Consider the following 24,696-nt stretch of genomic DNA (forward strand, 5'->3'; position numbering starts at 1 on the left):
GATTTGACGTATACGTAGAATAATCGACAAGTAAGATGAGAGGAGGGCGGCAATGCCCGGAACGCTGCAGGCAAGGCTCCGCGGGGTCGACCACGCGGCATACGTCACCACCGACGCGGCGGGGACGATCCGCTTCTACCGCGACGTGATGGGGCTCGGAACGCCGCACATCATCACCGCGAAGGGCTGGGGCCCGAAGGGCCATCCGGACTTCGTGCACTTCTTCTTCGACATCGGCGACGGCGACCGTCTCGCGTTCTTCTACTACTTCGGAGCCGATCCCGACCCCGACGCACCCCGCCCCGACTACCACCTGGCGGTCCACGTACGCACCGAGCGGGACCTGCTCGACTGGCGCGCGCGGTTCGAGGAGCACGGGATCCGCGTCATCGCCCAGGTCGCCCACGAGACCATCGAGTCGATCTACGTGCGCGACCCCAACGGCATGATCTTCGAGGTCACCCGGCCGCTGCGCGAGCTGGACGAGCGCGACGAGCGGGACGCCCGGCTGTCGCTCGAAGCGCTGCTCGACGTCCTCGGCGAGGACGACCCGACGCTGGAGAAGGTCTGGCGCCGCAAGGCCGAACTCGTCGAGAAGGCCGAACTCGTCGAGGGCCACGACGAGAAGGACGAGGGCTGACATGACCGCGCTCTACGTACTGGACGTCCCAGAGTTCGCCCCGCTGGCCGACGCCGCCACGGCGGACTCCCCGATCACCCGCACGCGGGTCGGCGCCTACCTCAAGGTGGCGGCGGACGGCGAGATCGTGATCGACCGCGCCGCGACGAGCTTCCGCGACGCCGTCTGGTTCAGCGTGCTCGGCGGCGGCTTCAGCGGCGACCTACTGCGCTACGACGCGGACGAGATCCGCATCGCGCCGGCACGGCGATGACGGCATCGGCTCCGGCGTCCGCCCGCCCGGTCCTCAACGGCGACTGGTACCCGGACACGCCGCCCGCGCACGCGACGCAGAGCAGCCACGTGCTGTTCACCGCGGACGGGGCGGCCGTGACCGGCGTGCTCTACGAGGTTCCGGGCGCCCGGACGGTCGTCACGATCATGCACCCGCGGGCGGACGCCTCCCGGCACTACCTGATCCCGTCCCTGCTGGACCGCGGGTTCTCGGTATGGACGCAGCTCGGCCGGTCCGGCGGCGGCGACCTGCGGCTCGTGCACGAGAACGCGTTGCTGGACATCGCCGCGGGAATGGCGTTCCTCCGCGAACGGGACTACCGGCACATCGTGTGCCTGGCGAACTCCGGCGGGGCGAGCCTGTACACGTTCTATCTGGACCAGGCGGCGCGCGACGCCTCCGAACGGATCGCCGTGACGCCGGGCGGACGCCCGGTCGGGCTTCCGGACGCCGACCTGCCCGGGGTGGACGGCATCGTCTACGTCGCTCCGCACCCGGGCCAGGGGGCGCTGCTGCTCGGATGCGTCGACCCGTCCGTCACCGATGAGAGCGACCCGCTCTCCGTCGACGGCTCGCTGGACCTCTTCGATCCGGCGAACGGGTTCGCCCCGCCCCCGGCGAGTTCCAGCTACGACCCGTCGTTCCTCCAGCGGTACCGCGATGCCCAGCGCGCGCGGATCGCCCGCATCGACGCGTACGCCCGCGAGTGCATCGACCGCCGCCAGGCGGCCCGAGCCCGCTTCAAGAAGGGCGGCGGGGCGGCCGACCAGCGGCTGGCCACCCATCAGCCCGTCGTCCTCGTCCACCGGACGGACGCCGACCCGAGGACGGTCGACCTGAGCCTCGACCCGTCCGACCGCCGGTACGGCTCGGTCTGGGGACGCCGCCCGCACGTGACCAACTACGGGCTGCTCGGCTTCGGCCGGATGACCACGCCCGAAGCCTGGCTCTCGACGTGGTCGGGCCTGTCCAGCAAGGCGGACATGGCCCGGACGGCGCCGAGCGTGACCTGCCCGGCGCTCGTCGTCGAGTACACCGGCGACAACTGCGTCTTCCCGAGCCAGACCAAGCGGATCGTGGACGATCTCGGCTCGCGCGACAAGACCCACGTGCGCGTCCGCGCCGATCACTTCGGCGGGCCGATCGAGCCCGGGACCGCCTTCGAGAAGGCCGACCCGATCGTGTGCGACTGGCTCTCGGCCCGATTCGCCACCTGACCACCCGACGAACTCTGGAGACCCTGTGACCACGCTTGACGGCCGCGTCGTCATCATCACCGGCGCCGGGCGCGGCCTCGGCCGGGCCCACGCCCTGCTGGCGGGCGAGCTCGGCGCACGCGTCGTCGTGAACGACCTGGGCGCCGACCTGCACGGCGAGGGCGCCGACCCGTCCCCGGCGGCCGAGGTCGTCGCCCGGATCCGCGGCCGCGGCGGTCAGGCGGTGCTCAGCGGCCACGACGTCTCCGACTGGGGCCAGGCCGGAGAGCTGATCGAGCTCGCGTTGGACACCTACGGCCGTCTCGACGCGCTGGTCAACAACGCGGGGATCCTGCGCGACCGGACGCTGGCCGCGCTCAGCGAGGCCGAATGGGACGCCGTGGTCCGCGTGCACCTCAAAGGACACGCCGCCCCGACCCACCATGCGCTCGCCCACTGGCGCAGGCGGGCGAAGGGCGGCGAGGCGGCCGACGCGAGCGTCGTGCACACCACGTCCATCGCGGGATTCGCGGGCAACGTCGGACAGGCCAACTACGCCGCGGCGAAGCTGGGCGTCCTCGCGCTGTCGAGGTGCGTCTCGCTCGAAGGCGGACGGTACGGCGTGCGCTCCAACGCGGTGTCCCCCGGCGCGCGGACCCGGATTACGGCGGGCATCGACGACGACACCGTTCCGGCCGAGGGCTTCGACGCCGCCGCGCCCGAGAACGTCTCCCCGCTGATCTGCTGGCTGGCGTCGGCCGGCTGCCCGGCGGACGGCCAGGTGTTCCACTGCTCGGGGAGCGAGGTCGCCGTGGTGTCGATGCCGCGCGTCACGTCCCGGGTCCGGGCCGAGGGCCGCTGGACCGTGGAGGCCCTGGCCGAGGAGCTGCCGGGACGCCTGCTGACCCCTCCCGACATCGACCACTTCCTCGATCCGGCGAGCCCGTCATGAGGACGCTCTACCACGGCGCGGAGATCTTCGACGGGACCGGCGCCGCCCCCCGCGCGGGCGACGTCGTCGTCGAGGACGGCAGGATCGTCGCCGTCGGCGCCGGGCTCGACGGCGACACGGGCGTCGACCTGACCGGCCACGCGCTGCTCCCCGGCCTGATCGACTGCCACGTCCACGTCATGGTGAGCGAGTACGACGTCGTGCGGCTGCTGGAGGCGCCGTACTCGCTCCAGTACTACTCGGCGGCGCGGAACCTGGGGCTGCTGATCGACTGCGGGCTCACCACCGTGCGGGACGCGGCCGGGGCCGACCTCGGCACCAAGCGGGCCGTCGACCTGGGCCTGGTGCGCGGTCCAAGGCTGCGGATCGCCGTCACCATGCTGAGCCAGACCGGCGGGCACGCGGATCCGTGGCTGCCGTCGGGACACCGCGTCCCGGTGCCGCCGGGGAACCCGGCGCTGCCAGACGGAGTGGTCGACGGCGTCGACCAGATGCGCACCCGGGTGCGCGAGCTTGTCCGGGCGGGCGCGGACTGGGTGAAGGTCGCGTCCTCCGGCGGCGTCATGTCCCCGGGCACCGATCCGCGGCGCCCGCAGTTCAGCCCCGAGGAGCTGCGGACGGCCGTCGCCGAGGCGTCCGCGGCCGGGCTCGGCGTGATGGCCCACGCCCAGGCCACGGCCGGGATCCGCAACGCGGTGCTGGCCGGTGTGCGCTCCGTCGAGCACGGCATCTACCTCGATGACGACGCCGTCTCGATGATGCTGGAGCGCGGCACGGTGCTGGTACCGACGCTGATCGCGCCGTACAGCGTGCTGCACGCCGTCCAGAACGGCGCCGCGGTCGGCGAGTCGGCGCTGTCGAAGGTCCAGGAGGTGATCGAGGCGCACCGCGACTCCTTCCGCCGGGCCGTCGCGGCCGGGGTGCCGATCGCCATGGGCACGGACGCCATCGGCTACCCCCACGGCCGGAACCTGGAGGAGCTCGCGCTGATGCGGGACGGCGGGATGTCCCCCGCCGAGGCCCTGGCGTCGGCCACCTCGGCCGCCGCGTCGCTCCTCGGGCTGCGCGACGAACTCGGAACCCTGGAGCCCGGCAAGCGCGCCGACCTGGTGGTGGTCGAAGGCGACCCGCTGGAGCTGGACACGCTGCGGGACCGGGTGCGGGCGGTCGTCAAGGACGGAGAGCTCGCCGCCGGGCGCCTGCCCGGCGGCGAAGCCTGACCTGATCTATGAGAGGGGACAACGTGACCAGGAAGGCATGGGGCCGTCGTCCCGTGTACGTGGCCGGAGTCGCCGAGACGGCACTCGGCGAGGTCCACGGCCAGACCGAGCTGTCGATGTTCGCCCTCGCCGCGCGCGAGGCGCTCGCCGAGGCCGGCATGACGCTCCGCGACGTCGACGGCGTCTTCGTCAACTACATGGGCGAGGAGGGGTCGGTGCGGGTCGCCGAGTACCTCGGGATCACCGCGCCGCGGTACGCCGACTCCTCCGACCTCGGCGGCGCGGCGTTCGAGGCGTTCGTCCACCACGCGATGCTGGCGGTGTCGGAGGGACGCTGCGAGGTGGCGCTGATCGGCTTCGCGTCCCGGCAGCGGACGCGCAGGCAGCGGAGGATGTCCGGCGAGGCCGACTCGGCCGATCTGACCGCGCAGTTCGAGACGCCCTTCGGGCTCCCGGCGCCCATCGGCCACTACGCGATGATGGCCGCCCGGCACATGCACCGGTACGGCACCAAGCCGGAGCACCTCGCCGAAGTGGCGGTCGCGGCGCGGGCCTGGGCCCAGCGCAACCCCAAGGCGTGGGCTCGTGATCCCCTCACGATCGACGACGTGCTCGCCTCGCGCATGATCTCCACCCCGCTGCGCCGGCACGACTGCTGCCTGGTCACCGACGGCGGCGCCGCCGTGGTCGTCACGCACGAGGGCCGGGCCCGCGACGCGGCCAAGCGGGCCGTCAAGGTGCTCGGCGCCGGCGAGAGCCACACCCACTGGCACCTGGCCTCGATGCCCGACCTCACCACCTCCGCCGGGGTCGTGTCCGCGCGCGAGGCGTTCGGCATGGCCGGGATCACCGCCGCCGACGTCGACGTGCTCGAACCCTACGACTCGTTCACCATCACGGTGCTGATGGCACTGGAAGACCTCGGATTCTGCGCCAAGGGCGAGGCCGGAGCGTTCGTCGAAGGCGGGACCCTCGCCCCCGGCGGACGGCTTCCGGCCCTCACGTCCGGCGGCGGCCTGTCCTACAACCATCCGGGCGCCCTCGGTGCCCTGCTGCTGGTCGAGGCGGTCCGGCAACTGCGCGGCGAGGCCGGAGACCGGCAGGTGGACGGCGCGGAGATCGCGGTGGCGCACGGCGTCGGCGGCTACAACTCGACCGCCTCCACGGTGGTGCTGGCCCGATGAGCGGTGACGAGACCTACGGCGATGCCCTCACCGCCCCCTTCTGGGACGGCTGCCGCCACGGCGAACTCCGCATCCAGAAATGCGCGGAATGCGGAGCCCACCAGTTCTACCCGCGCCCGTTCTGCCTCGCCTGCGACGGCTCCGACGTCCGCTGGGTCGCCGCCGCCGGGACCGGTGCCGTCCACTCCCTGACCGAGGTGCGCGTCCGCGTCCTGGACGGGCTCGACCCGCCGTACCTGGTCGCGGTGGTCGAGCTCGCCGAGGGGCCACGCCTGGTCAGCAACATCGTCGGAGGCCCGGCGGCCATCGGAGACCAGGTCCGGGTGACCTGGCGCGACCGCCCCGGCGCTCCGCCCCTCCCCGTCTTCACGACGGTCCCGGACAACCAGTGAAAGGCATGACCCCATGACGATCCGACTGGCGAACGACGCCGACGCGGACCAGATCCCGATCACCCTGGCGAGGGCATTCGTCGACGACCCGTGGATCGACTGGACCGTCGACGCCAACGACCGCCACCAACGGCTGGTCGAGCTCTACACCATCTACGTCGCGAACTTCGGACGCTCCATCGGCGGGGTGTACCGCGCGCGGGAGCCCCGGTCATGACCGCGCGGTACCGGCTCGGCCTCATCGTGCCGAGCTCGAACACGACGATGGAGACCGAGATCCCCGCGATGCTCGCGCGCCGCCGGTCCCTCGTCCCGGACGAGGAGTTCACCGTCCATTCGAGCCGCATGCGCATGCGGCACGTCACGGCCGAGGAACTCAGCCGGATGAACGCCGGCGGCACCCGGTGCGTGAAGGAGCTGTCCGACGCCCGCTGCGACGTCTACGCCTACGCCTGCCTGGTGGCGATCATGGCACCGGGCGGCGGCTACCACCGTCGCGCCGAACGCGACCTGGCCGAGACGGCCGCCCGGAACGGGTCGCCGGCCCCGGTCATCTCCAGCGCCGGCGCGCTCGTGTCGGCGCTCGGCGTGCTCGGCGCGAGGACGGTCGCGATGGTGACGCCCTACGTCGACTCGCTGACCGGGTTGGTACGCGACTACCTCGCGGCCGAGGGCATCGCCGTCCGGGACGCGCTGAGCCTCGGCGTCGCGGACAACCTCGCAGTGGGCCGGCTGGACCCGCGGGACCTCGTCGGCCACTACCGCAAGCTCGACCTGACCGGCTGCGACGCGCTCGTCCTGTCCGCCTGCGTGCAGATGCCCTCTCTGCCGGTCGTCCAGCAGATCGAAGACGCCTGCGGCCTCCCGGTCGTGACGGCCGCGACGGCCACGGTGCACCAGATGCTGACCGGGCTCGGGCTGCGTCCCGTCGTCCCCGGCGCCGGGCGCCTGCTCGGCGGGACGTGACCGCGCCCGACACGCGCGCTCGATGTTCAGGTCGGAATGGAGAAGAGTTGTCAACGAAAAGCGTGGCCTGCCTCGGCGGGGGCCCGGCGGGGCTGTTCTTCGCGCGCCTCGTCCGTCTCATGGATCCGAGCTGGGACGTGACCGTCTACGAGCAGCACCCGGCCGACGCGACGGTCGGGTTCGGCATCGGCCTCGGCGACCGCACGATGGCGAACCTGGCCGAGGTCGACCCCGACACCCACCGCCGCCTCGCCGCGGCCGGCGTCCCCGGCCACGGGATGGAACTGCGCCATCGCGGAACCACCATCCGCTGGGGCGAGCAGGGCGGCACGGCGATCGCGCGGCAGGCCCTGCTCACGACCCTCCGCGAGCAGGCCGCCGACGCCGGAGCCCGCATCGTCTTCAACCGGCGGGCGCACCTGGCCGAGCTGAGGTCCGCCACCGTCGTCGTCGCCGCCGACGGCGTCCACAGCGACACGCGCGCCGCGCTCCAAGAACAGCTCGACGTCGACGAGGGTTCCGGCAGCGCCATGTACATCTGGCTCGGCGCTGACCTCGATCTCGACGCGATGACGTTCAGCTTCGTCGAGAACGAACACGGATCCTGGGCGGCGCACGCCTACCCCTACGCCCCCGGGCTCGCGACCTTCCTGGTCGAGACCGACGAGCGAACATGGCGCAACGCGGGCCTGGACGGGTTCGACACCGCCGCGGCGGCCCCCGGCACCAGCGACGAGGCCAGCCGCCGCTACCTGGAACAGGCGTTCGGCGCGGACCTCGGCGGAGCGCGGCTGCAGGCGAACAACTCGCGCTGGGCCCGGTTCCGCAACATCCGCTGCGGGCGCTGGAGCGCCGGCAACGTCGTCCTCATCGGGGACGCCGCACACACCGCCCACTTCTCGGTCGGATCAGGCACCACCCTGGCCATGGACGACGCCATCACCCTGGCCGCGGAACTCACCACCCAACCCCACACCGGGCTGGCCTTCGAGCGGTTCGAGGAGCGGCGCCGCCCGATCGTCGAACGGCTCCAGATGCGGGCCGAGGCCAGCCAGCTCTGGTGGGAGACCATGGGCGGGCGCCTCGACTGCGACGCCGCCGACCTCGCCTTCCACTACCTGACCCGGACCGGCGCGCTGTCCTTCGACCGCGTCCGGGCGTTCTTCCCCGACTTCGCGCGGACCGTCCGCGCCGGCTTCGACGACGCCGTGGCGGCGACGACCGGGGTGGGCGACCGCACCGACGACCCGCTGTGCAGCCCGATCCGCGTCCGCGACGACGTCCTGCCCAGCCGGCTGGTCGTCACCAAGCCGCCCCTCCGTGTCGACCCGGCGCGCGATCACGACGCCAAACTCACGTTCTTCGGCGGCCTGGCCCTCTGCGGCGCCGCCGCCGTCATCGCCGACCTCACCGCCACGAAGTTCGACGCCGGCTCCTGGCGCGAGATCAATCGGCGCGTGTCCGCCCTGACACCGGCCATGCTCGGAGTCCGGATCGCCGCCGACGACCAGGCGGCGCACGACAGGGCCGTCGAGGCCGAGTTCCGCCTCATCGAGTTCGACCTCTCCGCTTCCTCGACCGACCTGGACTCGCTGCGCCGCCTCGCCGACACCGTCAGCGTCCTCCGCAAGGACAGCGCGCACCTACGCCTGGTCGCCGTGGACCTGGGCTGGCCTCGGACGACGCCGTACCGAACCGGCGCCGACGCGCTCGTGGACGCCCTGGAACACCTCGCCGACGCCGGTCTGGACATCGTCCGGCTCCAACCGGCCGCCCCCGACGCCACGGCGCAACTCGCCACCGTCCAGTTGGCCGAGCAAGTACGCCGCGCAACGAGCCTGCGCATGCTTGTCGGCGGACCCCTCTTCACCGGAGAACAACTACGCACCGAGATAGTCGCGAACCGCATCGATCTCGCCGAATCCTGGCCGACCCCCCTACCCCGACTCCACACCGCCGACACACCGCCCCGCTGACTTGGCGAAGGGGGGCGTCAAGGGCGGCCAGGTCGCCTCGTCGCTCTGGTCGCCCATGCCGGTTCAGGTTGTGAGCGAGCGCGCGACCTCGGTGTAGGTCTCGTACAGCCGCAGTGCGTTCTGGGGTGGATTGTCCAGGAGCTGCGCCCAGCATCGTGCGACCAGGTTGCGCGCCTCGACGCCAGGCCAGGGGTGCGGCAGGAGCTCGGGCGGTAGCAGGGGGTCGGGCTCCATGGCCTGGGTGAACTCGGCGGCCAGTTCGATGGTGATGGTCAGCCGCTCTCGCTCCGGCGGGCCGGCGCGCAGCCGGGACAGGTGCTCCGCGGCGACCCCGGCGAGGCGGGTGTGGCGTTCGGCGATCTCGTCCAGCGGCCAGAGCGCGCGGGCCAGGGCGCGGGCGTCGCGCTCGGGGCCGACGCGGAGGTCGCGGCTGGTGAGAAGCGTGGTGTGGTCCTGGACGCCGAGCCTGGCGGCCTCGGCCTCGACCAGGTCCTCCCAGGCGTTGGGGGACACGTACAGGCCGCCCTGGACGGGGGCGCCGCCCAGGTAGACGATCGTCTCGCGGAGCGCGTCGCGTGCGGCGCGCGCCGGCTCCGGGATCGCGAAACCGGCGAGGTGCCAGGTCCCGTCCCACGGCGCGTCGCCGCGGTCCTGCCGGTACATGAGCCGCACGAACTCGACGTCGGGCTCGATCCGCCGCCGCGTCTCGGCGGTCGCCCGCAGGAGGGCCTTGCGCCCGCGTCCCTCCTGGACGAACCGGCCGTCGGTCACCAGCCGCTTGATGGACAGCCGCACCTGCTGGTCGGTCATCCCCAGCAGCCCGGCCACCGCGTAGAGGTCGCCGCAGTCCACGGTGCCGTCCGCGCGGACCATCGCCTCCACCAGCACCCGGCTCGGTATCTCCCGCATGGCGGCAAGTATAGTACGCTCGTTTTCAAAACGATCGTATTAATGATGAACGAAACGAGGTGGACGTGCGCAAGCGGATCTGGGTGCCGCCGCTGGCCGTCCTGGTGCTGGTCACCGCTGCCGCCGGCTGGGTGATCCACCAGAACGACTACGACCTCGGCGAGCGGAAGGTGACGATCACCGGCGGCGCGCAGCCGCTGAAGGGGGTCCTGGCCCTGCCGACCCGCGGCCACGGCCCGTACGGGCTGGTGGTCTTCGTCCACGGCGACGGCCCGGTCGACGCCACCCACGACACCTTCTACCGGCCGATCTGGGAGGCGATGGCCAAGGCCGGTTACGCCTCGCTGTCCTGGAACAAGCCGGGCGTCGGCGGGGCGCCGGGCAACTGGCTGCACCAGAGCATGCGGGACCGGGCGGACGAGACGCTCGCGGCGATCGAGTGGGCCAAGCGGCGTCCCGACATCGACCGGGGCAGGATCGGGTTGTGGGGCGCCAGCCAGGCCGGATGGGTCATGCCCAAGGTGGCGAGGCGGACGCCCGACGTGAAGTTCGTCGTCGCGGTCTCGCCCGCGATCAACTGGCTCCGGCAGGGGCGCTACAACCTGCTCGCCGAACTCCGCGACCGGCACGTCTCACCGGACGAGGTCAGGGCGGAGATCGCCGAGAGCGATCGCATGCGCCGCGCGCTCAAGGACGGCCAGACCTACGAGCAGTACAAGGCCGCGGGCGGTGACGTGCGGGGGATGTCGCGGGACCGGTGGACGTTCGTCGCGAAGAACTACACCTCGGACGCGTCCGCTGACCTGGCCGCCGTGCGGGTGCCGGTGCTGCTCGTCCTCGGGGGCCACGACATCAACGTCGACGTGGCCGACACCGAGGCCGGATACCGGCGGACGTTGCGCGCGCCGGGGCAGTTGCGCGTCCTGCGCTATCCGGACGCCACCCACTCGCTGGTGCGCAAGGACATCGAGGACTCCGGCTTCAGGACCGTCGTGACCGCCATCGCCGCGCCCAGGTCGCTGTTCGTCCGGGGATACCTGCGTGACCAGCGCCGGTATCTGGAACGGCGCGGCGGTTGACCGCCACCGCCGTCCGCGTCAGCGACACCGCGCCGCCGATCGCGCCGGCGAGCGTCAGCCAGAACCAGAACGGCGTCCAGGTGGCCGGGATCGGGACGAGCAGCGCGATGAGCACCGGATAGGACAGCACGAGCACGCGGAGCCGCCGGTCGTCACCGGCGCGGCGGCGCATCGCGGGGCCCGGGCGCAGGCCGCGGACCATGACCGCCCGCCAGGTGTGCAGCGCGGTCCCGTACAGGACGAGGAGCATCACCAGCCCGGCGAGCTGGACCCAGTCGGGCACCCTGCGCTGATCCGGCGTCGAGACCGGCAGGGTGACCGCGGCGAACAGCACGGCGCCCGCCCCTTCCACGACGGTCAACCGACTCGCGGGCCGCTCGCGGAACAGCGCGATCACCGATGTGCTCATAGTTGTCACGATCGTATAGAAATCGAACGTTCATGCAATGATCGGAGCGGCCATGAAGATTCTCGCCCTCGGCGGGCCCGGTGCGATGGGCCGGGTCGCGGTCCGCACCGCGACCCGCCTGCCCGGCGTCCGGGAGATCATCGTCGCCGACCGCGACCTGGACGCGGCGCGGCGGCTCATCCGCTCCCTGGCCGGTTCGCCGGTCACGCTCAGGGCGCGCAAGGTCGATGTGACCGACGAGGGCGAGCTTGACGCGTTGCTCGACGGCGCGGACATCGTCCTCAACACCGTCGGCCCGTACTATCGCTTCGGCCCCGCCGTACTACGGGCGGCGATCCGCACCCACACCCATTACCTGGACATCTGCGACGACTGGGAGCCCACCCTGTCGATGCTCGATCTCGACGGTGACGCCCGTGCGGCAGGGGTGTGCGCCGTGGTCGGCATGGGCGCGAGCCCCGGCGTCAGCAACCTGCTCGCGGCCAGGGCGGCGTCGCGCCTCGACACCGTGACCGACATCTACACCGCCTGGCCGGTCGACGTCCCCGGCTCCGGCGCCGACGACACCGAGTTGCGCGGACGCGACGGGCGTCCCCTCGCGGCCGCCGTGCACTGGATGCAGCAGATCAGCGGGACGATCGCGGAGGTGCGCGACGGGGAGCTCGTGAAGCGCCGGCCGCTCCGGCCGGTCACGCTCGACCTGCCCGGCGGCCGCGGGGGCACCGCCTACACCGTCGGACATCCCGAGCCGGTGACCCTGCGACGCACCCTCCGGCCGTCCGGCGACTCCGCCAACCTCATGGTCATCACCCCCGGGACCGTCGCCTACCTGGACGTCCTGCGCCGCGACATCGACGCCGGGCGGCTCACCAACGAGACGGCCGCCGCCGACCTCGCCCGACCCACGATGCTCCGCGCCATCCGGGCCGCCGTCCGCGCGACCAGGTTCAGGGGCCCCGGGTCCCTGCCGATGTTCTTCGCCGCCGCGACCGGCACAAAGGACGACCGTGCGACCACGGTCCTGACCCAACTGACCCAGGCGGGCACGCTCATGCAGAACATGGCCGAGGCCACCGGAATCCCGGCCGCACTGGGCCTGTCCCAACTGGTCGACGGCACCGTCACCCGGCCCGGCGTCCACCCACCCGAAGCGATCATCGACCCGGCCCGCTTCTTCACCGACCTGACCCAACACGCCCCACCGGCCAAGGCAATGACAGAAATCGCACACGGGTAGCCGGGGACGGCTGGCACGAGCGAGTCATCACCAAATGGCAAAGATATTCCGGCATGAGGAGCGCAGATCATGGCTGCGAGGCCATTGAGCGCACCCGGGAGGAAGGCCGAGGTGGACTCTCCCAGCGTGGGCTGAGCGGTCGGGGAACCGCCACGCGACACAGCCGCGGCAGGACGGATCACGGTTCGCGTACTACGTGCGGATGTCGACCGAGGATCACCAAGACCCGGTACGTCGCGGGCGCACCAGCATGATCAGACCACCAAGCTGGCAAGTAAGCACGAGCGAATTGTGGCCGAGCATTTCGATATCGAGCACACTCGGGCGCTGCCCTGGGCGCGTCGTTCTGAGGCCCCCGCGTTGCTGGCGGCGATCGACAGGAAACGCTGACACCACAACGCTTCACGGCGTTGGACTCGCCGTTTCTGGCACGCGGGTCGCGGCCCGTGTGCTCACGGCATACAGCGACGGCGGACGGGAGTGATCAAGTGGCGAAAGGCCGACCCTCAGGTGCAGACCGGCGCCGAGGGGCGCTCTGGAATGCCGGGAAATGCTCGGTTATGTCGAAACTGTGTGTCCGAGGGGGGACTTGAACCCCCATGCCCCGTGAAGGGCACTAGCACCTCAAGCTAGCGCGTCTGCCTATTCCGCCACCCGGACCGGTTGCAGGCCGCAGTGTGGCTGCGGCGGGGTTCACCATACCAAAGGTGGCGAGTCGCGGCGAAGTCGATCGGCGGGGCACCATGGGACGGTACGCGACTACACGAGGTGATGACTGTGGCCCAGGGGCCGACCGCTGAGGACGAGGTCGTCCGGCTCTGCCAGGAGCTGATCCGGATCGACACGAGCAATCCGGGGGATCATTCGGGGCCGGGGGAACGGGCGGCGGCGGAGTACGTCGCGGAGAGGCTGGACGAGGTCGGGCTGGAGTCGCGGATCTTCGAGTCGCATCCGGGGCGGGCCAGTCTGGTCGCGCGGATCGAGGGGGAGGATCCGGGGCGGGACGCGCTGCTTCTGCATGGGCATCTGGACGTCGTGCCCGCGCGTAAGGAGGACTGGTCGCGCGATCCGTTCGGGGGCGAGATCGCGGACGGCTGCGTGTGGGGGCGCGGGGCCGTCGACATGAAGGACATGGACGCGATGATCCTCGCGGTCGTCCGGCAGCGGCTGCGGGAGGGGCGCAGGCCGCCGCGGGACGTGGTGCTGGCCTTCCTGGCGGACGAGGAGGCCGGGGGCAAGTGGGGCTCGGGGTGGCTGGTGAAGGAGCATCCGGAGCTGTTCGAGGGGTGCACGGAGGCGGTGGGCGAGGTCGGCGGGTTCAGCCTGACGGTGCCCGGCGACCGGCGGATGTACCTGATCGAGACGGCGGAGAAGGGCATCGCGTGGATGAACCTGACTGCCAAGGGGACGGCCGGGCACGGGTCGATGGTGCATCCGGACAACGCGGTGACGGCCGTGGCGGCGGCGGTCGCGCGGCTCGGGTCGCACGAGTTCCCGGTGCGGCTGACGAAGACGGTGCGGGCGTTCCTGGAACGTGCCTGCCTGGCGTATGGGGTGGAATTCGACCCGGATAATCCGGAAAAGTGCCTTTCGGAGATCGGTCCGCTGGCGCGAATGATCGGCGCGACGCTCCGGAACACGCTCAATCCGACGCGGTTGGACGCCGGGTACAAGACGAACGTCATTCCGCAGTCGGCGACGGCTCAGGTCGACGGGCGCTTTCTGCCCGGGCACGAGACGGAGTTCTTCGCGACCGTGGACGAACTTCTCGGGCCGGACGTCGAGCGCGATTTCGTCCATCACGACCAGGCGCTGGAGACGGAGTACGAGGGGGCGCTCGTCGCGGCCATGGAGGCCGCGCTGATCTCGGAGGACGCGGGCGCGCTGCCGGTGCCGTACTGCCTGAGCGGCGGGACGGACGCCAAGGCGTTCGCCCGGCTCGGAATGCGCTGCTACGGCTTCGCGCCGCTGAAGCTTCCCCCGGAACTGGACTTTTCCGGAATGTTCCACGGAATCGACGAGCGCGTTCCGGTGGACGGGCTGCGCTTCGGCGTCCGGGTCCTTGACGCATTTCTTGATCGGTCTTGAATCGGGCCCGCCATTGCACTCCGTAGTGCTATCGTCACACTGAACGCTTTTCGTCCTGGGTGGTCCCACACGCACGGCCCAGGCGAAAAGTGTTCATTTCCTGCGGACGATCTGGGTGCGACGGGGGTTCTTCGGTGGCAGGCGGCGCGGCGTGGCCGGGGGCGGTATCCGTCCTCGCGCGTCGCGCCGTCCGCCGGGTCCTCGTCCTGGCCGGGCTGGTGGTCGCCGGCTGGCTGCTCGGCTGCGCCGCGCAGGCGGCGGCCCACGCCGACGAGCTGCCCGCGGTCCCGTCGCGGGTCGTCGCGGGGACGCCGGTCCTGGGCTCCGCGGTCGAGACCGCGCCGCGCCCGGTCGGGCACGTCGTCCAGGAGGTGTCGGAGAAGGCGCCGGTCGAACGGGAACCGGTGACGCTCGCGCCGCCCCCGCCTCCCTTGGAAAGTCCGGCAATTTCCGGGATCTCGGAGACTCCGCGTCCCGCAGCGAAAGCGCATGAGAGCAGGGCCGTCCCCGCGGGCCACTCCGCCCCGGCAGCGCCCCTGATTCAGCAGCGCCGCGCCGTGAAGATCGGCCACGTGGCGCCTGCCGCCGGTGGACGCGCGGCGCACCGGATCGTCCGGCAGCATCCGGCGCCGATGCGCGCCCCCGCCCCGCCCGGCGACCACTCCACGATCGGCGGCACCGCCTCGTCCGGTGTCATCGCGGGCTTCCCGAACGTCCTCGCATGGACGCCGGCTCCGCCGCGGGCCTCGGTCCCGCGCGCGCTCGGCGCGCTTCCCCCGGCCGTCCGCACCGCCGCGGACGAGCCGAGCTTCGCGCCCGACTGATCACCGAGCACAGTCTCCGGGCCCGCCCCGCGCCTTGACGGGGCCAGGTCCGGGACGTGTCGTGCGCTCTGCGCGGCACGTCACCCCCCTCACAACGAGACCTTCAGTCTCAACCCCCAACCAATGAACGGAGCATCATGCGAACGTGGGCTAAAAGCACGTCCCGGGCCGCCGTGCTCGCCGCGGGCGTCGTCGCCCTCGGCGTCAGCGCCCTCCCGGCGAACGCCTTCGCCGACACCACCGACGGCAGCGGGAGCGTCCTCGGCGGCAACCAGGTGAACGCGCCGATCTCCGCGCCCGTCGACGCCAGCGGGAACGGCGCCGCCGTCCTCGGGAAGTCGCTCGCCGGCTCCGGCGGCGGCGCGAAGGTCCGCCAGAACGGCGGCGGTGGCGGGCAGCAGACGGCCGGCACCTTCGGCGTCGGGTCCGGTAACCAGGTCAACGCGCCCGTCAACGCCCCGGTGAACGCCTGCGGCAACAGCGCCGCGGTGATCGGCAGCGCGGTCGCGGGCTGCCAGGGCGGCGCCAAGGTCGCCGACGGCGGCGGCCAGAAGACGGACGGGACGGGCGGCGTCATCTCGGGCAACCAGGTGAACGCGCCGATCTCCGCCCCCGTGGACGCGTGCGGCAACGCGGCGGCGGTCATCGGCGTGGCGGGCGCCGGATGCAAGGGCGGATCCGTCGTCAAGGGCGGCGGCGCCGGGTCCGGGCAGTCGACGTCCGGCGTGTTCGGCACCGGGTCCGGAAACCAGGTCAACGCGCCGATCAGCCTGCCCGCCGACGTCTGCGGCAACGCGGTCGGCAACGCGGCCGCGGCCTGCGAGGGCGGCGCGTCCACCGGCAGCGGCGGCGGCTCCGGCGCGCCCACCGCGCCCGGCGGGCAGACCACCGACGGCACCTTCGGCGTCCTCGCCGGAAACCAGGGAAACGCGCCGGTCGAGGCCCCGGCGGAGGTGTGCGGCAACGCCGCCGCGGTCGTCGGGCAGGCCGCCGCGCTCTGCACGGGCGGCGCCCACACCCACGGCGGGCACGGCGGCGACCAGCACACGTCCGGGGTGGACGGCGTCCTCGCGGGAAACCAGGGCGGCGCGCCGGTCACGGCCCCTGCCGACGTGTGCGGGAACGCGGCGGCGGTCGTCGGCGTGGCGGCCCCGCTGTGCGTGGACGACCCCTACCAGAACCCCACCCAGGACCCGTACGACAACCCGTACCGCCGGACGTCCGGCGTCGTGGACGGTTCGCTGCAGAACGTCGCCCTGATCGACACCGTCGCCGCTCTGAAGTCCGTTGACCGGCAGGAGCCGACGGCCGTCTCCCTGCTCGACACCGGATCGCCCAAGCAGGTCGGGAACCCGCTCCCGAAGAACGGCCCCCTGACCATGAACGGCGTCGTGCTGCAGAAGGACGCGCTGGGCGAGGCGGTGGGCGGCCTCTCGGCGGGACAGGGCAGGGCGGCCCGGCTGACCGGCGGCACGCCCGGGACGAACGGCCTGCCGAAGCCGGGCGGCCTGATCGACAGCCCCTTCGGCATCCTGCCGAAGAAGCTGTCCGACGTGGGCGGCGCCGGTGGTCGGCAGGCGGCGGGCGGCACGTCCGGCCTGCCGAAGGTGGACGGCCTCGTCAAGAAGGGCGCCCTGTCCAAGGGCGCCGTGCCGAAGGGCGCGCTGCCGAAGAGCGGCGGCGCGACCCGGGCGGGGCTGCCCAAGGGGCACCTGCAGGACGGCGCGCAGCCGAAGGGGACGGACCTCGGGGCCCTGCTGGCCGCGAAGCGCCACGTCCCCGGCGTGCCGAGCGGTGAGGCGCTGCCCGCGAAGCCCGTCGTCCCGGCGACGACCGAGATCGGGCCGATCAAGAAGGTCTCGGCGGTCGAGCCGATCGAGAAGCGGCACGGGTCGAGCTGGACGGTCGCCGCGGCCGGGATGGTCGCGTTCATGGCCGGTGCGCTGACGCTGGTCCGGCGGACGCCCGCGCACCGTTCGGCGTCCGTCCGCCGCCGGTAGGACGGTCCGCGGCGCGCGCGCCGCGGCACCGGGGCCGCCGGGAGGCCGGTGGCCGCCGGAAGGTCCAGGCCCACCGCCACCCCCTCCCGGCGGCGCCTTCCTCCCGGCGGCCCACCCCACCTCCCGGCGGCCCACCCGCACCCAACCCCGCCCACAACCCCACGGCCACATCCCTGAGCCACAACCCCGGCCACACGCCCTGGGCCGCACCCACGTGGGCCACAACCCCCCGGCCACAACCCCAGGCCACATGCCCTGGGCCACAATCCCCTGGGCCACAATCCCCCGGGCCTACAGCTCCCCGGCCACACCCGCTGGGCTACAGCCCTCCGGCCACAACCCCCGGCCACAACCCCCAGTGCCACACTCCCCGGCCACACCCGCTCGCTACAGCCCCCCGGCCACAACACCCCCGGCCACAACACTCGGGCCGCAACCCGCGGGGCGTAGGCGCGTGCTGTGGGCGTTTCGTGGGGGCTCGTGCGTCATGAGCGCCTTGCCGCAAGGGGTACAAGCACTCTCCGTTGGTGCACACCCCGCGCCCGGTTGCGCCTCCAAGGCGTGTACCACTTGGGGGAGCGAGCCCGGTTACCTTTCGGTGGGGCGCGTCTGTCCGTGCCATCACTGCGTTCCGGCAGGTAGTGGCGTTACCTCGGTGGGATATTCGTGCTACCGCGACGCACGTCCCAGAAGGCGAAGCCCGGCCGCCGCCACCACGCGACCCCACCGCCATGACCGCCTGTGGTTACGGAGCGGAGTCGCGCGACGCCCGGGCCGGACGCCGTCCGGAATGCGGCGAGCCCTTCCGGCGTTGCCCTTCACGGGGCTCGGGACGTCCGACGGCACGGTGCGCCGAAGTGACCGTACGTAGTGCTACACTCCCGGCGGACTGCCGGGAACGGTCAGAACGTGCGGACGACGCGGATGACCTTGCGGCGGAGTTGAATACGGCGGCGGCCGTCCGGGTAGAGGCGCAACCGATCGATTTCCCAGCCGCCGCGCTCTGCGTGCTCGGTCAGGATCTGCCGGGCGGTGTCACGCGTGGTGCCGCGGGGCAGTGACAGGACGAGGTAGGTGTACTCCGCCATTGCGACCATTATTACTGGTCTACCGCGTGTCCGGCACCGTACGGTGGCGACCCGGTCCGCGCGGCCTCCGGCGGCATGTCATCCTGTCTGAGGCGCGCGGCGGTGAGAATCCCGTCCGCCTCCTGGGGCGGTGAGGTGGACGGAGACGCCCGGCGGGCATGAACGCGCCGTCCCGGGACGTTGTACGAAGCCGGTAAGAAAGAGCCTGTTCAAAAGGACCGAGACAGCGAGGTTGGAGCGACTGTGCCAGCCAAGAACGGCACCGCGGATCGTGGCCGGGGCAACGGCGCCGGTACCCGTCTGGTGATCGTCGAGTCGCCCGCGAAGGCGAAGACGATCGCGGGGTACCTGGGCCGTGGCTACATCGTGGAGTCCAGTATCGGCCATATCCGGGACCTCCCGGGGAGCGCCTCGGAGGTGCCGGCCAAGTACAAGGGCGAGCCGTGGGCGAAGCTGGGCGTGAACGTGGAGCGGGAGTTCGAACCGCTGTACGTCGTCAACTCCGACAAGCGCCAGCAGGTCCAGAAGCTCAAGAAGCTGCTCGCCGAGGCCGACGAGCTCTACCTCGCGACGGACGAGGACCGGGAGGGCGAGGCGATCGCCTGGCACCTCCAGGAGGTGCTGAAGCCGAAGGTCCCGGTGCACCGGATGGTCTTCAACGAGATCACCAAGGACGCGATCCAGCGCGCCGCCGCGAACCCGCGCGAGCTGAACATGCCGCTTGTCGACGCGCAGGAGACGCGCCGCGTCCTGGACCGCCTCTACGGGTACGAGGTCAGCCCCGTCCTGTGGAAGAAGGTCATGCCGAAGCTGTCGGCGGGCCGGGTGCAGTCGGTGGCGACGCGGCTGGTGGTCGAGCGGGAGCGGGAGCGGATCGCGTTCGTCCCGGCCCACTACTGGGACATCGCGGCCCAGTTCGACACCGGCAAGGACGAGGAGCCCAAGGTCTTCAAGGCCGGGCTGGTCTCGGTCGACGGCAAGCGCGTCGCGCAGGGGCGCGACTTCGCCTCCGACGGGACGCTCAAGACCCGTGACGCCCTCCACCTGGACGAGCCCGCCGCGCGCGCGCTGGCCGAGCGGCTACGCGACCGTCCGTACGAGGTCACGACGGTCGAGCGCAAGCCGTACACGCGCCGCCCCTACCCCCCGTTCCGGACGACGACCCTCCAGCAGGAGGCGTCGCGCAAGCTGAACTTCTCCGCGAAGTACACGATGTCGGTGGCGCAGAAGCTGTATGAGAACGGCTTCATCACCTACATGCGAACCGACTCGATCACGCTGTCGGAGACGGCGATCACGGCGGCGCGGCGGCAGGCGGCGGCGCTGTTCGGCGGCGAGTACGTCCCGGACAAGCCGCGCGTGTACGCGTCGAAGGTGAAGAACGCGCAGGAGGCGCACGAGGCGATCCGTCCGGCGGGCGACACGTTCCGCACGCCGGGGGAGACGGGCCTGTCCGGCGACCAGTTCCGGCTGTACGAGCTGATCTGGAAGCGGACGATCGCGTCCCAGATGAAGGACGCGCTGGGCCAGTCGGTGTCGATCCGCGTCGTCGGGAACTCCACCCAGAACGAGCGCGCCGAGTTCGGCGCGACCGGAAAGACGATCACCTTCTACGGGTTCCTGAAGGCCTACGTCGAGAGCGCGGACGACCCGTCCACCGACCGGGACGACCAGGAGCGCCGCCTGCCGAACCTGGCCGAGGGCGACCCGCTGACCGCGAACGCCGTGGACGCCGAGGGCCACTCGACCCGCCCGCCCGCCCGCTACACCGAGGCCAGCCTGGTCAAGGAGCTGGAGGAGCGGGAGATCGGGCGGCCGTCCACCTACGCCTCGATCATCGGGACGATCATCGCCCGCGAGTACGTGTTCAAGAAGGGCACCGCGCTCGTCCCGTCGTTCCTGGCGTTCGCCGTGGTGAACCTGCTGGAGCAGCACTTCGGCAACCTGGTCGACTACGACTTCACCGCCCACATGGAGGACGGTCTCGACGAGATCGCCCGGGGCGAGGCCGAGCGCGTCCGCTGGCTGACCCGGTTCTACTTCGGCGACAACGGCGAAGAGGGGCTGAAGGAGCTGGTCGGCGACATCGGCGACATCGACGCCAAGGGCGTCAGCTCGTTCCCGATCAAGGGCTCCGACATCGTGGTCCGGGTCGGCCGGTACGGGTCCTACCTCGACCGCGACGGCGAGCGCGTCAACATCCCGGACGACATCGCGCCCGACGAGCTGACGGCCGAGAAGGCCGAGGAGCTGATGGCGCAGCCGTCCGGCGACCGGGAGCTCGGCACCGACCCGGAGACCGGGCACCTGATCGTCGCGAAGTCCGGGCGGTTCGGCCCGTACGTCACCGAGGTCCTGCCCGAGCAGGCGCCTCCGGCGGAGGGCGAGAAGAAGCGGCGCACGAAGAAGGCCGACGCGCCGAAGCCGCGCACCGGTTCGCTGTTCAAGTCGATGTCGCTCGACACGATCACGCTGGACGACGCGCTGAAGCTGCTGTCGCTGCCGCGCACGCTCGGCGAGCTGGACGGGGAGAAGGTCACCGCCCAGAACGGACGCTTCGGCCCCTACATCAAGCGGGGCACCGACAGCCGTTCGCTCTCGTCCGAGGAAGACCTGTTCACGGTCACGCTGGAGCAGGCGAAGGAGCTGTTCGCGCAGCCGAAGCAGCGCGGCCGCCGGGCCGCCGCGGCGGCGCCGCTGCGCGAGCTGGGCAACGACCCGTCCAGCGAGAAGCCGGTGGTGGTGAAGGAGGGACGGTTCGGCCCCTACGTCACGGACGGGGAGACGAACGCGTCCCTGCGCAAGGGCGACGAGGTCGAGTCGATCACCATCCAGCGCGCCGCCGAACTGCTGGCGGAACGGCGTGAGAAGGTGGCCGCGGGCGGCGGGAAGAAGAAGCCGGCAACGCGCCGTCGAACCTCCGCAAAGTCCGGCTCCTAGGGACATCCACGCCGATACCCTGACCGACATGACCAGAACGGGCGCATCCCGGCCGCACCCCGCAGCGTCGCCGCCGCCGGGAGTTTCCCCGCTTTCCTCGATCGGGCCGTTCCGGCGGCTCCGGTCGGCGCTCGCGCTGTCCGGGCTCGGGCTGTGGCTCGCCGTCCCGGCGCTGACCGCGACGGCGGCGCTGCTGACCCGCGACGACGCGGCGGCCGTCCAGGTCCGGGCGGTCGGCGGCGTGCTCGTGCTGCTGGTGCTGCCCGCGGTCCTGCTCGCCCCGGTCGGCGGCGCGCTCGCCGCCCGCGTCGACCGGCGGCTGATGCTGATCGTCGCGGACGTGCTGCGGTTCGTGGTCGTGCTGACCGTTCCGCTGGTGGGGACGCTGCCGTGGACGTTCGCCGCCGCGTTCCTGGTCGCCTGCGCGGGCCTGCTCTGGACGCCCGCCGCCCGCGCGTCCCTGCCCGCCCTCGTCCCGGACGACGAGCTGCGCCCCGGCGCGCACCGCACCGCGAACCGCGTCCTGGTCGGCCCGGCCCCGGTCGCGGCGCTGCTGTTCGCCGTCCTCGCGCTGATCGCCAACGGGACGCTGGGCCGCGGCTCGCGCGCCGACCTCGCCCTCTACGTCACCGCCGCCGTGTTCCTCGCGTCGGCCGCCGCCGTCGCGCTGGTCCGCGAGATCCCGGCGTCCGAGCAGGTCCGCGTCGCCGCGCCGGTGAAGGCGATCTTCCAGGGCCCGGGGACGGCGGCCGCGCGCGGCGTCGGGGTCGCGGTGGCCGCCGCGTCCCTCACCGCGGGCGCGGTCGTCGCGGTCGCCCGCGTGCACACCGGCGAGCTGGGCGGCGGCGACGCCGGGTACGGGAGCGTCCTCGCCGGGCTCGCGATCGGGCTCGGGTTCGGGCTGTTCCTCGGGCCGCGCGTCCTCGTCCCGTTCAGCCGCCGGAGGCTGCTCGGCCTCGCGGTGATCGCCGCCGCGCTCGCGCTGGTCGTGATCGCGCTCGTGCAGAACCTCGTCGTCGCCGTGTTCACCACCGGGTTCCTCGGCGTGTTCGCGGGGGCCGCGTGGGCGACCGGGACCATCGCGCTCACCGACCCCGACGCGCCCGAGGACACCCGCCCGGCCGGTTACCTGCGGTCGGTCGCCGTGGTGACCGCGACGGTCGCGTTCGCGGCCGTGTCGCTGGTCGCGGGCGCGGTCGGGTCGCACCGGCTCGACGTCGGCGACTCGGTGTACGACTTCGACGGGACGGGCGCCGCGATGCTGATCGCGGCCGTGCTCGCCCTGCTGGCCGGGCTCGTCGGGTTCCGGCGGCTGGACGACCGGCGCGGCATCCCGCTCGTCCCCGACCTGCGCGCCGCGCTGCGCGGCGAGATCTACACGCCGCCGGAGCAGGCCCCGGCGGCGGAGCGGCCCGCCCGGCGCGAGCGCGGCGTGTTCATCGCGTTCGAGGGCGGCGAGGGCGCGGGCAAGACCACGCAGGCGCGGCTCGCGGCGATCTGGCTGCGCGACCACGGCTACGACGTCGTCACGACGCACGAGCCCGGCGCCACCAAGATCGGGATGCGGCTGCGCGCGATGCTGCTCGACCGCGACACGACCGGGCTGTCCGACCGCGCCGAGAGCCTGCTCTACGCGGCCGACCGCGCCGACCACGTCGCGAACGTGATCCGGCCCGCGATCGACCGCGGCGCGATCGTGGTGAGCGACCGGTACGTCGACTCGTCCCTCGCCTACCAGGGCTTCGGACGGCAGCAGCGGGTCGAGGACATCGCCCGCGTGAACGCGTGGGCGACGGGCGGGCTCGTCCCGGACCTGACCGTCCTGCTGGAGATCCCGCCGCAGGCCGGGCTCGGGCGGCTGTCCGCGCCCGCCGACCGGATCGAGTCCGAGTCGCACGACTTCCACGAGCGCGTCCGCGCCGGGTTCCGCGCGCTCGCCGAGGCCGACCCCGAGCGCTACCTGATCCTGGACGCGAGCCGTCCGCAGAACGAGCTGAGCCGCGAGATCCAGTACCGCATCCGGGAGATCCTCCCCGACCCGGTGCCCGCGGGCGCCGAGGACGTCACCGGCAGCTTCCCGGTCATCACCGACTACTGAACGGGCCGGGGCCGCGCCCGGCTAGCCTTTGAACCATGAGCGTGTGGGACGACCTCGTCGGCCAGGAGCCGGTCATCGCGCAGCTGTCGGCGGCCGCGGCGGGGGAGGGCGGCCTCGCGCACGCCTGGCTGTTCACCGGCCCGCCCGGCGTGGGGCGCTCCACCGCCGCGCGCGCGTTCGCGGCGGCGCTCCAGTGCGAGGAGACGCCGCGCGGCTGCGGGCACTGCCCGTCCTGCCACCAGGTCCTCCAGGGGACGCACGCGGACGTCGAGGTGATCCGTCCGGCCGGGCTGTCCTACGGCGCGGCGGAGGCGCGGAAGCTGGTGCTGCGCGCGTCGACGGCGCCGAGCGGCGGACGCTGGCAGATCGCCCTGTTCGAGGACGCCCACCGCGCGACGGAACCGGCCGCGAACGTCCTGCTGAAGGCGATCGAGGAGCCCCCGCCGCGGACGCTGTGGCTGCTGTGCACCCCGTCCCCGGACGACCTGCTCGTGACGATCAAGTCGCGCTGCCGGGTGGTGACGCTGCGGACGCCGCCGGTCCGGGCCGTCGCGGACATGCTCGTCCAGCGGGTGGGCGTCGACCCGGGGGCGGCGGAGTCGGCGGCGCGGATGGCGCAGGGCGACGTCGGGCAGGCGCGCCGCCTCGCGACCGACCCGGCGGCGCGCGGCAGGTACGAGGCCGTCATGGCGGTGCCGCGCCGGTTGACGTCGGTGGGCCCGGCGGTCGCGGCGGCGGAGGCGATCGTGAAGGCGGCCGAGGCGGAGGCGGCGGCGCAGACCACGGAGCTGGACGACGCCGAGACGACGGCGCTGCGCAAGGCCCTCGGCGAGAGCGAGAAGGGCCGCATGCCGCGCGGGACGGCGGGCGCCCTGAAGGAGCTCGCCGACCGGCAGAAGTCGCGGGCGACGCGGGTGAAGCGCGACGCGCTCGACCGGACGCTGCTCGACCTCGCGTCCTATTACCGGGACGTCCTGACGCTGCAGCTCGGCGCGGGCAGCGAGCTCGTGAACGCCGACCTGGGGCCCGAGCTGCGGACGGCGGCGCGGAACGGGCGTCCCGAGGACACGCTGCGCCGCCTCGACGCGATCATGGCGTGCCGGGAGCGGCTGGAGGCGAACGTCAACCCGCTGCTGGCGGTCGAAGCCCTCACCCTCGCCCTCCGCACCGGCTGAAGCCCGGCTGATTCCGGCCGATTCCCGGCCGATTCCCGGCCGAGGCCCG

At 72.6% G+C, this 24,696-nt stretch carries 21 protein-coding genes and 1 tRNA gene; 18 read left to right on the plus strand and 4 right to left on the minus strand.

Annotated features, from left to right (window positions below):
* The first annotated feature begins 52 nt into the window (after window positions 1-52).
* From ACH01S_RS24025 to ACH01S_RS24070, 10 genes are read left to right on the plus strand one after another with little or no spacing between them, the layout of a single operon-like run.
* Window positions 53-640, plus strand: coding sequence for a VOC family protein (locus ACH01S_RS24025; RefSeq protein WP_067895552.1), 588 nt, complete (start codon window positions 53-55; stop codon window positions 638-640).
* Between the two features lies 1 nt (window position 641).
* Window positions 642-893, plus strand: a complete 252-nt coding sequence (locus ACH01S_RS24030; protein WP_067895555.1) for a hypothetical protein — start codon at window positions 642-644, stop codon at window positions 891-893.
* A complete protein-coding gene (locus ACH01S_RS24035) occupies window positions 890-2,131 on the plus strand; it encodes an alpha/beta fold hydrolase (protein WP_067895558.1) in 1,242 nt (413 codons plus the stop codon). The genes ACH01S_RS24030 and ACH01S_RS24035 overlap by 4 nt, the downstream gene beginning before the upstream one ends.
* Window positions 2,132-2,156: 25 nt before the next feature.
* On the plus strand, window positions 2,157-3,062 hold the full coding sequence (locus tag ACH01S_RS24040; RefSeq protein ID WP_067895561.1) for an SDR family NAD(P)-dependent oxidoreductase: 906 nt from the start codon (window positions 2,157-2,159) through the stop codon (window positions 3,060-3,062).
* Window positions 3,059-4,282, plus strand: coding sequence for a metal-dependent hydrolase family protein (locus ACH01S_RS24045; protein ID WP_067895563.1), 1,224 nt, complete (start codon window positions 3,059-3,061; stop codon window positions 4,280-4,282). Before ACH01S_RS24040 ends, ACH01S_RS24045 begins: the two co-directional genes overlap by 4 nt.
* A 23-nt stretch (window positions 4,283-4,305) precedes the next feature.
* The gene (locus tag ACH01S_RS24050) at window positions 4,306-5,466 is read left to right on the plus strand and encodes an acetyl-CoA acetyltransferase (protein ID WP_246236468.1); all 1,161 of its coding nucleotides are present in this window, start codon (window positions 4,306-4,308) and stop codon (window positions 5,464-5,466) included.
* A complete protein-coding gene (locus ACH01S_RS24055) occupies window positions 5,463-5,858 on the plus strand; it encodes a Zn-ribbon domain-containing OB-fold protein (RefSeq protein WP_067895569.1) in 396 nt (131 codons plus the stop codon). The genes ACH01S_RS24050 and ACH01S_RS24055 overlap by 4 nt, the downstream gene beginning before the upstream one ends.
* 13 nt (window positions 5,859-5,871) lie before the next feature.
* On the plus strand, window positions 5,872-6,075 hold the full coding sequence (locus ACH01S_RS24060; RefSeq protein ID WP_067895572.1) for a hypothetical protein: 204 nt from the start codon (window positions 5,872-5,874) through the stop codon (window positions 6,073-6,075).
* The gene (locus ACH01S_RS24065; RefSeq protein ID WP_067895574.1) at window positions 6,072-6,824 is read left to right on the plus strand and encodes a maleate cis-trans isomerase family protein; all 753 of its coding nucleotides are present in this window, start codon (window positions 6,072-6,074) and stop codon (window positions 6,822-6,824) included. The genes ACH01S_RS24060 and ACH01S_RS24065 overlap by 4 nt, the downstream gene beginning before the upstream one ends.
* A gap of 47 nt (window positions 6,825-6,871) precedes the next feature.
* On the plus strand, window positions 6,872-8,800 hold the full coding sequence (locus ACH01S_RS24070) for an FAD-dependent monooxygenase (RefSeq protein ID WP_148344125.1): 1,929 nt from the start codon (window positions 6,872-6,874) through the stop codon (window positions 8,798-8,800).
* 63 nt (window positions 8,801-8,863) lie between these two features.
* On the opposite strand, the gene ACH01S_RS24075 is transcribed toward ACH01S_RS24070, so the two are convergent.
* On the minus strand, window positions 8,864-9,709 hold the full coding sequence (locus tag ACH01S_RS24075) for a PaaX family transcriptional regulator C-terminal domain-containing protein (protein ID WP_067895580.1): 846 nt from the start codon (window positions 9,707-9,709) through the stop codon (window positions 8,864-8,866).
* A 65-nt stretch (window positions 9,710-9,774) separates the two neighbouring features.
* Between ACH01S_RS24075 and ACH01S_RS24080 the strand changes: the two genes are divergently transcribed.
* A complete protein-coding gene (locus tag ACH01S_RS24080) occupies window positions 9,775-10,788 on the plus strand; it encodes an alpha/beta hydrolase family protein (RefSeq protein ID WP_174564907.1) in 1,014 nt (337 codons plus the stop codon).
* Here ACH01S_RS24080 and ACH01S_RS43760 read toward each other — a convergent pair.
* On the minus strand, window positions 10,691-11,197 hold the full coding sequence (locus ACH01S_RS43760; RefSeq protein WP_148344123.1) for a hypothetical protein: 507 nt from the start codon (window positions 11,195-11,197) through the stop codon (window positions 10,691-10,693). The two genes, ACH01S_RS24080 and ACH01S_RS43760, sit on opposite strands and share 98 nt — an antisense overlap.
* A 52-nt stretch (window positions 11,198-11,249) precedes the next feature.
* On the opposite strand from ACH01S_RS43760, the gene ACH01S_RS24085 reads away from it, so the two are divergent.
* Window positions 11,250-12,434 carry a saccharopine dehydrogenase family protein gene (locus ACH01S_RS24085; protein WP_083981066.1) on the plus strand — a complete coding sequence of 395 codons (1,185 nt, stop codon included), beginning with the start codon at window positions 11,250-11,252 and terminating at the stop codon, window positions 12,432-12,434.
* A 574-nt stretch (window positions 12,435-13,008) separates the two neighbouring features.
* On the opposite strand, the gene ACH01S_RS24090 is transcribed toward ACH01S_RS24085, so the two are convergent.
* Window positions 13,009-13,094: transfer RNA gene (locus ACH01S_RS24090), tRNA-Leu, on the minus strand.
* 111 nt (window positions 13,095-13,205) lie between these two features.
* Here ACH01S_RS24090 and ACH01S_RS24095 point away from each other — a divergent pair.
* The 3 genes from ACH01S_RS24095 (at window position 13,206) to ACH01S_RS24105 (ending at window position 17,346) form a co-directional block, all read left to right on the plus strand.
* Window positions 13,206-14,522, plus strand: coding sequence for a M20/M25/M40 family metallo-hydrolase (locus ACH01S_RS24095; RefSeq protein ID WP_067895583.1), 1,317 nt, complete (start codon window positions 13,206-13,208; stop codon window positions 14,520-14,522).
* Window positions 14,523-14,656: 134 nt separating this feature from the next.
* Window positions 14,657-15,346 (plus strand): hypothetical protein, encoded by a 690-nt coding sequence (locus ACH01S_RS24100; protein WP_067895587.1) that lies wholly within the window; start codon window positions 14,657-14,659, stop codon window positions 15,344-15,346.
* A gap of 137 nt (window positions 15,347-15,483) precedes the next feature.
* Window positions 15,484-17,346 (plus strand): chaplin, encoded by a 1,863-nt coding sequence (locus ACH01S_RS24105; protein ID WP_083981061.1) that lies wholly within the window; start codon window positions 15,484-15,486, stop codon window positions 17,344-17,346.
* Window positions 17,347-18,248: 902 nt separating this feature from the next.
* On the opposite strand, the gene ACH01S_RS24110 is transcribed toward ACH01S_RS24105, so the two are convergent.
* Complete coding sequence (locus tag ACH01S_RS24110) at window positions 18,249-18,434, minus strand: DUF5703 family protein (protein WP_067895592.1); 186 nt, start codon at window positions 18,432-18,434, stop codon at window positions 18,249-18,251.
* 243 nt (window positions 18,435-18,677) lie between these two features.
* Between ACH01S_RS24110 and topA the strand changes: the two genes are divergently transcribed.
* The 3 genes from topA to ACH01S_RS24125 are packed head-to-tail and all read left to right on the plus strand — an operon-like array spanning window position 18,678 to window position 24,647.
* Window positions 18,678-21,374, plus strand: coding sequence for a type I DNA topoisomerase (gene topA, locus ACH01S_RS24115; protein WP_067895595.1), 2,697 nt, complete (start codon window positions 18,678-18,680; stop codon window positions 21,372-21,374).
* Window positions 21,375-21,402: 28 nt separating this feature from the next.
* The gene (gene tmk, locus ACH01S_RS24120) at window positions 21,403-23,472 is read left to right on the plus strand and encodes a dTMP kinase (protein WP_067895598.1); all 2,070 of its coding nucleotides are present in this window, start codon (window positions 21,403-21,405) and stop codon (window positions 23,470-23,472) included.
* Between the two features lie 35 nt (window positions 23,473-23,507).
* Window positions 23,508-24,647, plus strand: coding sequence for a DNA polymerase III subunit delta' (locus ACH01S_RS24125; RefSeq protein WP_067895602.1), 1,140 nt, complete (start codon window positions 23,508-23,510; stop codon window positions 24,645-24,647).
* Window positions 24,648-24,696 lie beyond the last annotated feature (49 nt).

It is taken from the genome of Actinomadura chibensis NBRC 106107 (assembly GCF_001552135.1).
Lineage (GTDB): Bacteria > Actinomycetota > Actinomycetes > Streptosporangiales > Streptosporangiaceae > Spirillospora > Spirillospora chibensis.

Coding starts and splice junctions, on each gene's coding strand:
- ACH01S_RS24025 (WP_067895552.1), top strand. CDS start 53: ATGCCCGGAACGCTGCAGGCAAGGCTCCGCGGGGTCGACCACGCGGCA.
- ACH01S_RS24030 (WP_067895555.1), top strand. CDS start 642: ATGACCGCGCTCTACGTACTGGACGTCCCAGAGTTCGCCCCGCTGGCC.
- ACH01S_RS24035 (WP_067895558.1), top strand. CDS start 890: ATGACGGCATCGGCTCCGGCGTCCGCCCGCCCGGTCCTCAACGGCGAC.
- ACH01S_RS24045 (WP_067895563.1), top strand. CDS start 3,059: ATGAGGACGCTCTACCACGGCGCGGAGATCTTCGACGGGACCGGCGCC.
- ACH01S_RS24055 (WP_067895569.1), top strand. CDS start 5,463: ATGAGCGGTGACGAGACCTACGGCGATGCCCTCACCGCCCCCTTCTGG.
- ACH01S_RS24060 (WP_067895572.1), top strand. CDS start 5,872: ATGACGATCCGACTGGCGAACGACGCCGACGCGGACCAGATCCCGATC.
- ACH01S_RS24065 (WP_067895574.1), top strand. CDS start 6,072: ATGACCGCGCGGTACCGGCTCGGCCTCATCGTGCCGAGCTCGAACACG.
- ACH01S_RS24075 (WP_067895580.1), bottom strand. CDS start 9,709: ATGCGGGAGATACCGAGCCGGGTGCTGGTGGAGGCGATGGTCCGCGCG.
- ACH01S_RS43760 (WP_148344123.1), bottom strand. CDS start 11,197: ATGAGCACATCGGTGATCGCGCTGTTCCGCGAGCGGCCCGCGAGTCGG.
- ACH01S_RS24085 (WP_083981066.1), top strand. CDS start 11,250: ATGAAGATTCTCGCCCTCGGCGGGCCCGGTGCGATGGGCCGGGTCGCG.
- ACH01S_RS24095 (WP_067895583.1), top strand. CDS start 13,206: ATGACTGTGGCCCAGGGGCCGACCGCTGAGGACGAGGTCGTCCGGCTC.
- ACH01S_RS24105 (WP_083981061.1), top strand. CDS start 15,484: ATGCGAACGTGGGCTAAAAGCACGTCCCGGGCCGCCGTGCTCGCCGCG.
- ACH01S_RS24110 (WP_067895592.1), bottom strand. CDS start 18,434: ATGGCGGAGTACACCTACCTCGTCCTGTCACTGCCCCGCGGCACCACG.
- tmk (WP_067895598.1), top strand. CDS start 21,403: ATGACCAGAACGGGCGCATCCCGGCCGCACCCCGCAGCGTCGCCGCCG.
- ACH01S_RS24125 (WP_067895602.1), top strand. CDS start 23,508: ATGAGCGTGTGGGACGACCTCGTCGGCCAGGAGCCGGTCATCGCGCAG.